This window comes from Streptomyces anandii JCM 4720 (assembly GCF_014650655.1).
Lineage (GTDB): Bacteria > Actinomycetota > Actinomycetes > Streptomycetales > Streptomycetaceae > Streptomyces > Streptomyces anandii.
Window position 1 is genome coordinate 1 of the sequence record NZ_BMVJ01000071.1, and the last position, 1,727, is coordinate 1,727.

Here is a 1,727-nt window from a genome sequence, read left to right on the forward strand (position 1 = left end):
CTCGACGGTGGTGGCGCGGACGCGGCGGGGGCGCAGTTCGGGGAGTTCGGCCCCGGGCACGCCGCGCTTGACGCCGATGAGGGCGTCCATCAGGCGCAGGCCCTCGAAGGCGTCGCGGGCGTAGCGGACCTCGCCCTGGTAGATCTCGTGCAGGTCCTGCTCGACGTACGCCCGGGTCAGCGCGGCTCCGCCGAGGATGACCGGGTAGTCGGCGGCCAGGCCGCGCTGGTTGAGCTCCTCCAGGTTCTCCTTCATGATCACCGTGGACTTGACCAGGAGCCCGGACATGCCGATCACGTCGGCCTTGTGCTCGCCGGCGGCCTCCAGGATCGCCGAGACCGGCTGCTTGATGCCCAGGTTGACGACGTTGTAGCCGTTGTTGGACAGGATGATGTCGACCAGGTTCTTGCCGATGTCGTGCACGTCCCCGCGCACCGTGGCCAGCACGATCGTGCCCTTGCCGGCCTCGTCGGTCTTCTCCATGTGCGGTTCCAGATGGGCGACCGCGGTCTTCATCACCTCGGCGGACTGCAGCACGAACGGCAGCTGCATCTGCCCCGACCCGAACAGCTCCCCGACCACCTTCATGCCGTCCAGCAGCGTGTCGTTGACGATGTCCAGGGCGGGACGGCCGGTCAGGGCCTCGTCGAGGTCGGCCTCCAGGCCGTTCTTCTCACCGTCGATGATGCGGCGCTTGAGCCGCTCCTCCAGCGGGAGGGCGGCCAGCTCCTCCGCCCTGCCCGCCTTCAGCGACTTCGCGGTGGCGCCCTCGAACAGCTCCATCAGCTTCTGCAGCGGGTCGTAGCCCTCGCGGCGGCGGTCATGAATCAGGTCCAGCGCGGTGGTGACCTGCTCCTCGTCGAACCGGGCGATCGGCAGGATCTTCGAGGCGTGCACGATCGCGGAGTCCAGGCCCGCCTTCACGCACTCGTCCAGGAAGACGGAGTTCAGCAGGATCCGGGCGGCCGGGTTCAGCCCGAAGGAGATGTTCGACAGGCCGAGGGTGGTCTGCACCCCCGGGTGGCGGCGCTTGAGCTCGCGGATGCCCTCGATGGTGGCCAGGCCGTCCTTGCGGGACTCCTCCTGACCGGTGCAGATCGTGAACGTCAGACAGTCCACGAGGATGTCCTCCTCGCGGATGCCCCAGTTCCCGGTCAGGTCGCCGATCAGCCGCTCGGCGATCTCCACCTTCTTCTCCGCCGTGCGGGCCTGGCCCTCCTCGTCGATGGTCAGCGCGATCAGCGCCGCCCCGTGCTCCCGCGCCAGCGCCGTCACCCGCGCGAACCGCGACCCGGGCCCGTCCCCGTCCTCGTAGTTCACCGAGTTGATCACCGCACGGCCGCCCAGCTTCTCCAGCCCCGCCCGGATGACGTCGACCTCGGTGGAGTCCAGCACGATCGGCAGCGTCGACGCGGTGGCGAAACGCCCCGCCAGCTCCTCCATGTCCGCCACACCGTCCCGGCCCACGTAGTCCACACACAGGTCGAGCATGTGCGCGCCCTCACGGATCTGCTCACGGGCCAGCTCCACACAGTCGTCCCACCGGCCCTCGAGCATCGCCTCGCGGAACTTCCTCGACCCGTTGGCGTTGGTCCGCTCCCCGATCGCCAGATACGAGGTGTCCTGCCGGAACGGCACCGTCTGGTACAGCGACGCGGCACCCGGCTCCGGACGCGGCTCGCGCTCCGCCGGGGTGGCCTCCCGCACCCGCTCCACGAGCTGCCGCA

Annotated in this window: 1 protein-coding gene; it reads right to left on the reverse strand. The window is 69.5% G+C overall.

What is annotated here, in order from left to right:
- Positions 1-1,727, reverse strand: a 1,727-nt coding sequence (locus IE249_RS35325; protein WP_189711606.1) for a dihydropteroate synthase, incomplete at both ends; no start/stop codon positions are given.